Here is a 6,154-nt window from a genome sequence, read left to right as displayed (position 1 = left end):
GGCCGCCGCCCCGCTGCTCCCTGCGGAGCGGCGCGGCGGCGGGCTGGCGCTCGTCCAGACCGGCCAGGCCGTCGGCCGCTTCTGCGGCTCGCTGGCCTTCGGCGCGGCGTGGACCTGGTGGGGTACCGGACCGTGCCTGGTCGCGGCCATGGTCCTGCTGGCGGCGACCGCGCTCTACGCGTCGATGACCCCGGCGCCGAGCAGGCCGAACAGCAGCAGTCCGACGATCACCCGGTAGACGATGAACGCGCCGAGCGTGTGCTTGGCGACGTACCGCAGCAGCCACGCGATCGACGCGTAGGCCACCAGGAACGACACGATCGTGCCGACCGCGAGCGACGGCACGCCGACCGTCCCGCCCACGGCGTCCTTCAGCTCGTACACGCCCGCGCCGGTCAGCGCCGGGATCGACAGGAAGAACGACAGCCGCGTCGCCGCGACCCGATCCAGGCCGCGCAACAGACCGAACGACAGCGTCGCGCCCGACCGGGAGAATCCGGGGAACAGCAGCGCGAGGATCTGCGACGAACCGACGATCATCGCGTCGGCGAAGGTGACGTCCTTCTCACCGCGCTTGAGCGTCGCGACCCGGTCGGCGTACCACATCACCCCGGAGCCGACGATCAGCGAGCCCGCCACCACCCAGAGCGAGGCCAGCGGTCCCGTGATCAACGGTTTGGCCGCGATGCCCACGATCACGATCGGAATCGTGGAGAAGATCACCCACCAGGCGAACTGCGAGTCGTGGCTCCTTCGCTCCTCGGCGTTGAACAGCCCCTTCACCCAGGCCATCGTGAACCTGCGGATGTCCTTGAAGAAGTAGACGAGCACCGCGGCGATCGCCCCGACCTGGATGACGGCGCTGAAGCCGACCACCGAGTGGTCGTCGACCGGGATGCCCATCAACCCCTCAACGATCTTGATGTGCCCGGTGGAGGAGATCGGCAGGAACTCCGTGACCCCCTCGACCACACCCAGCACCGCGGCTTCCCAGACCTCGATCACGCTCAACCCGTCGATCCCTTCCGATAACACGCAAAGAGGCCGTCCAGAGGACGGCCTCTCGATCGTGCATCAGAATGTCAGATGCCCCAGGCTGAGCGCAGCGGCATGCCCGACACGCCGGAAGAAGGTAGTTTCACCCCGAGGATCTGATGGAGCTGGATGGCGTTCTTGTCGAAGCCCAGCCGGCACCCCGCCATGTAGAGCCGCCACACCCTGGCCGTCGCCTCGCCGACCTCGGCGACCGCCTCGTCCCAGTGGTCGTCGAGGTTGCGGCACCAGTCGCGCAACGTCATCGCGTAGTGCTCGCGGAGGTTCTCCTCATGGCGGATCTCGAACCCGCTGTCGTTCATCGCCGTCAGCAGGAAACCGGGACCTTCCAGTTCACCGTCCGGGAAGACGTACCGGTTGATGAAGCCGTCCGGGCGGATCGAGGCCTGCGTGTTGTCCGGACGGGTGATCGAGTGGTTCAGCATCCGGCCGCCCGGCTTGAGCTTCCGGTTGAGGAACGCGAAGTAGGCCGGGACGTTGGCCTGGCCGATGTGCTCGGTCAGACCGATGGAGCTGACCGCGTCGAACCCGGCCTCCGGGACGTCCCGGTAGTCGAGATGGCGCACCTCGGCCAGTTCCGACAGGCCCGCCTCGGCGATGGCCTTCTGCGCCCACTCCGCCTGCTGCTTCGACAGGGTGACGCCCAGCGCCTTCACCCCGTACTCGCGGGCCGCGTGCATGACCATGCCGCCCCAGCCGCAGCCGACGTCCAGCAGCCGCATCCCCGGCTCCAGGCCGAGCTTGCGCGCCACCAGATCGAACTTGAGGGCCTGCGCCTCCTCCAGCGAGGAGCCCAGGGTCGGATAGACGGCACAGGTGTAGGCCATCGACGGGCCCAGCACCCACTCGTAGAACTTGTTCGACACGTCGTAGTGGTGCTGGATCGCCTCGGCGTCGCGCGCCTTGGTGTGCCGCCGCCACTTGGAGGTCCTGCGCACCTCCTGCGCGGGCGGGCGGACCCGCGTCGCGGCCGCGGCCCGCAGCAGCGGGTCGTCGGCGACGCTGGCCAGCACCTTCATCCGGTCGGTGACCTTCAGGCCCTGCATCGTGTCCGACAGCCGGAGCAGGGTCTCGTACATGTCGCCCTGGACGTCGATGTTGCCCGTCACGTACGCGCGGGCCAGACCGAGCAGCCCGGGTGAGCGGATCAGGTAGGAGACCGCGTAGGGCGTCTTGATCTCGATCCGGACGTCGGCGGCGGGACTGCCCGCACGGCTGCCGTCGTAGGCCGCGAACTCTACGGGGACTTCCTCCCCGTTCGTCACTTTCTCAAAGACCTTCGCCAGGGTCATGAGCCCCTCACACACTTCTCGTATAGGTCGTACAGCCTGCTTCCGGAGTCGTACCGCTCCTTCAGCTCCCGGTAGGTGGTGCCGTCGTAATGCCGCCAGAACTCCTCGCGCGAGTAGAAGGCGGTCGAGTACAGGGACTTGTGTCCCCGCAACGAATCGACGACACGCTCGATGCGGCGGTTGTGGTGGTCGGGGAGCTTGCCCGGCTGCTGCGGGACCGTGCCCCAGAATCCGACGTTCACATAACTGCGGCCCTGCTCCAGGGGGTAGAGCGGCCAGTTCTCCCGCGACCGGAGCGGGCAGAGCCAGATGGGGCTCATCCGCACCTCGTCATGGAAGAAGTCGAGGAACCGGGGGAGGTTCTCGGTGGGGACCTCGATGTCCTGGATCACGTCCTCGCGGGGCGGCTTTCCCGTCCAGCGGTCGATGCGCGCCGTGAAATGCGAGCGCTTGTCCCAGGCGACGAGCTTGCGGTAGACGTCCGAGCGCTTCTTCGCGTCCGGCCAGAGCCTGCGGACCAGGGGTTTCTTCAGCCCGAACGCGCCCGAACACCAGAACCAGTCGGTGTCCCAGCGCCACAGGTAGTCGTGGACGGTCAGGAAGTCCGTGCCGCGCTCCCGAAGCGACCGGTAGTAGATGTTCTGACCCGTGTAGTCCGACGTGTACGGAGCCTCGTCGACGAACTCGCCCGTCGTGATGTAGATCTCGCCGGGACCGAACACCGTGCCGTCGATGAAGTCCGCGTCGGGACCGAGTTCGTCGATCGCGGCGACCGCCCGCTCGGCGTCGTCGAAGCGGTGGTGGCGGAGCCGCACATACGGCTTGACCGGCACCAGATCGATCGTGATCTTCAGCGCGTACCCGAGGGTTCCGTAGGAGTTCGGGAAGCCGAAGAACAGATCGCTGTGCTCGTTGTCGCGGGTGGCCGTGACGATCTGGCCGTCTCCGGTCAGGACCTCCAGCTCCCGCACCCCCTCGTGCGGCAGGCCGTACCGGTACGAGCTGGACTCGATGCCCAGGCCCGTCACCGCGCCGCCGAGCGTGATGGTCTTCAGCTGAGGGACCACCGTCGGCATCAGCCCGTACGGCAGGGTCGCCTCGACCAGGTCCTCGTAGGTGGTCATGCCCTGGACGACGGCCGTGCGGGCCGCCGCGTCGACGCTCAGGACCTTGTTGAAGCCGCCGACGTCCAGGCCGGGAGCCGCGGGTGCGTCCCGGAAGCGGAACAGATTGGACGTGGTCTTCGCCAAGCGCACCGGTGCGCCGGGCGGGATCGCGTCATAGGACGCGCGTAGGGCCGTGACAGCCTCGTCATGTGAGGATCCGACTGCGAGCATGGGCGCCTCCCTTCTCCGATCTTCACACTTGTCAGATCACATAAACCTCCGCCGCTCTGGAAAATTCCTCGGTACGCCGTGCGCTACTTGAGGAAACGCACGGTGTACGGGTAGGCGAAGGAGCCCTGTGCTACCGCCGACAGGGCCGCGATCAGCGCGATCAGCCATGCGGCGAGGTACAGCAGTGACCCGATGCCGAACGTCACGATGGTGATGACCAGCAGAGTCAGTTGGAAGTTGACTGCGGCCGCCGCGTGCCTCCGCACATAGGCCGACCGTTTCCCACTAAAAAGGAGAAAGAGGAGAGGGCCCACGAAAAGGGTCGCGATCCCGGAGGCGTGCGCGAGACCGGCCAGCATCCGATCCTCACCGGTGACGGTTTCGGAACTCGAAGGAAGCACGAGGTCACGCGTCAGCAAGGCCAGATCCCCGTAGGTCTTGCTCGTCATCGCCAGATGGACCCGCTGGTCCCGCTCCTCGCCGTCCAGCCGCCCCTCGGCGAAGGCCTGGTTGAGCTGGTCGATGACGGGCTCCCGCTCGGCGTGCCCGACCCGCAGATGAGTGATGTCCATAAGACGATGCTGGACGCTCCCCGCCCCGTTGCCCATCCGGGACATCCCTGAGACTTCCCCCATCTCCCGGCTCAGGCCGCCTTCTGCGCCGCGCGACGCTCGGTGAACTGGCGGCCCGGCTGGAACTTGGCGCCGTGGAACAGCTCGGTGACCGTCACGAAGTGGAAGCCGCGGCCCGCCAGGCCCTCCAGGATCGCCGGGACCGCGGTGACCGTTGAAGGGTGGATGTCGTGCATGAGGACGACGTCGCCGCGGCGCGTCTCGGACAGGACGCGGCGGGAGACCGTCCCGGCGTCGCGGTCCTTCCAGTCGAGCGGGTCGACCGCCCACATGATCTGCGGCATCCCCATCGACTTCGCGACCGCCGAGACCTGCGCGTCGGTCGAGCCGTAGGGCGGGCGCAGCAGCGTGGGCGTGACGCCCGCGGTCTGCTGCACGATGTCGTTGGTGCGCTGGAGCTGGCTGCGGACCCCGCTCTCCGACATCCGGGCCAGATCGGAATGGTCCCAGCTGTGGTTCGCGATCTCATGGCCGGCGGCGACCTCGTCGCGGACCAGGTCAGGGTGCTCCTTGACCATGGCGCCGACCACGAAGAACGTGGCCTTGGCCTGGTACTTGTCCAGGATGCGGAGCAGGCGCGCGGTGTCGGGCATCGGGCCGTCGTCGAAGGTCAGCGCCACGCACTTGACCTTGGCGCAGTTCGTCAGGCCGTCGCCGTCGCGGATCAGGGCGCGCCGGGCGTCAGGGTCGGGGTTGCCGACCGAGACCACCACCGGGGCGGACTCCTGCCGTGCGGCGACCTGAGCCACATCAACGGCGTTGACCTGTCCGCAGGCCGTCGCGGTCAGGGCCGCGACGATCGCTATCGACAGTTTCCCTCGCATCTTCATCTCCCCCATACACCGGCAAACCGATGGTGATCATGCCCATACGCAGGGTGGTGGGAACCGAACTGGGGGGATTTTCCGTTATCGTTGCGCATTCACTTTTCACCGTGGGAGCGTCATGAGGTTCTGGGACCGGTTCGGAATCCGGCGCAACAGGGGTGAGGCGATCGTCCGGTTCGACCGGGAAGCGATGCCTTCGGACGTCGAAGCGCTGATCGAGTTCGCCCGCAGCCGGCGCGGCGTGGAGTTCTTCGTCGAACCGGAGACCTTCGCCACCGACACGACGGCCATGGCGGTCGCCCACGACGGCGAGTGGACCAGGCGCCGGGTCGGCTCCCCCGCCGTGATCCGCAAGGTCGCCCGCGATCTCGCGCTGCCCGTCTACGACGTGCAGATCGTCGGCTATCCGGCGCGGATGCGGGAGTGGAACGCCCGCAACAAGCACACCCGCGGCACGCTCTGAGAAGAGTTGTCCACAGCCCGTGATTCGGCGGGCGCGTTTTTCTGGTTGGGTCGGGTGCATGGACGACATGCGCAAGAACACCACTCCCCTGGTCATCCGCGGTCCCCGCGATCTCGCCGGCGCCGTGCCCTTCCTGCTGGGCTTCCACCCCGAGGACAGCCTCGTCGCCGTCGGGTGCGGCGGCCCGCACACCTCATGCGCGCTGCGGTTCGCTTTACCGCTGAGCGGTGAGGCCGCGCACCATCTGGCCGCGATCCTGGCCCAGCACCGGTTCACCGCGGCGATGCTCGTCGCCTACGGCTCGGCCGAGGTGGCCGAGGGTTCCGTGGCGGCGGTCCGGCAGGCGCTCGGCGAGCTCGGGCTGCCGGTCCGCGAGGCCGTCCGGGTGCACGAAGGGCGGTACTGGTCCTATCTGTGTGAATCCCCTGAGTGCTGCCCGGTCGAGGGCGCCGAGCTCGGCACCTCGGCGCTCCAGGCCCAGGCCGTGGTCGACGGGCTGGTCGCGCTGCCCAGCAGGGCCGCGCTGGCCGAGACCCTCGCGCCGGTCGCC

Annotated in this window: 7 protein-coding genes and 1 pseudogene; 3 read left to right on the top strand and 5 right to left on the bottom strand. The window is 68.0% G+C overall.

Annotated features, from left to right (window positions below):
- Positions 1 to 238: pseudogene (locus ACYVE7_RS27420) on the top strand (hypothetical protein); the annotation flags it as partial.
- On the opposite strand, the gene ACYVE7_RS27415 reads toward ACYVE7_RS27420, so the two are convergent.
- From ACYVE7_RS27415 to ACYVE7_RS27395, 5 genes are all read right to left on the bottom strand, one after another.
- On the bottom strand, positions 175 to 1,005 hold the full coding sequence (locus ACYVE7_RS27415; protein WP_460368566.1) for an undecaprenyl-diphosphate phosphatase: 831 nt from the start codon (positions 1,003 to 1,005) through the stop codon (positions 175 to 177). The pseudogene ACYVE7_RS27420 and the gene ACYVE7_RS27415 sit on opposite strands and share 64 nt — an antisense overlap.
- A 77-nt stretch (positions 1,006 to 1,082) precedes the next feature.
- Entirely contained in the window at positions 1,083 to 2,345 is a 1,263-nt protein-coding gene (locus ACYVE7_RS27410) for a class I SAM-dependent methyltransferase (protein ID WP_460368564.1), read from the bottom strand.
- A complete protein-coding gene (locus ACYVE7_RS27405) occupies positions 2,342 to 3,682 on the bottom strand; it encodes an FAD-binding oxidoreductase (protein ID WP_460368562.1) in 1,341 nt (446 codons plus the stop codon). The genes ACYVE7_RS27410 and ACYVE7_RS27405 overlap by 4 nt, the downstream gene beginning before the upstream one ends.
- Before the next feature lie 83 nt (positions 3,683 to 3,765).
- On the bottom strand, positions 3,766 to 4,254 hold the full coding sequence (locus tag ACYVE7_RS27400) for a DUF1707 domain-containing protein (protein WP_460368561.1): 489 nt from the start codon (positions 4,252 to 4,254) through the stop codon (positions 3,766 to 3,768).
- Positions 4,255 to 4,325: 71 nt separating this feature from the next.
- Complete coding sequence (locus ACYVE7_RS27395) at positions 4,326 to 5,138, bottom strand: polysaccharide deacetylase family protein (RefSeq protein WP_460368559.1); 813 nt, start codon at positions 5,136 to 5,138, stop codon at positions 4,326 to 4,328.
- A gap of 121 nt (positions 5,139 to 5,259) precedes the next feature.
- Between ACYVE7_RS27395 and ACYVE7_RS27390 the strand changes: the two genes are divergently transcribed.
- Together ACYVE7_RS27390 and ACYVE7_RS27385 are read left to right on the top strand one after the other, a co-directional pair.
- Positions 5,260 to 5,604 carry a hypothetical protein gene (locus tag ACYVE7_RS27390; RefSeq protein WP_460368557.1) on the top strand — a complete coding sequence of 115 codons (345 nt, stop codon included), beginning with the start codon at positions 5,260 to 5,262 and terminating at the stop codon, positions 5,602 to 5,604.
- Positions 5,605 to 5,662: 58 nt separating this feature from the next.
- Positions 5,663 to 6,154: DUF4192 domain-containing protein (locus ACYVE7_RS27385; protein WP_460368556.1), on the top strand; the 492-nt coding region annotated here is incomplete at its 3' end.

Source organism: Actinocorallia lasiicapitis, from assembly GCF_054778695.1.
Note: the sequence above shows the minus strand (reverse complement) of the source record. Positions and strands in the feature narration are given on the sequence as shown.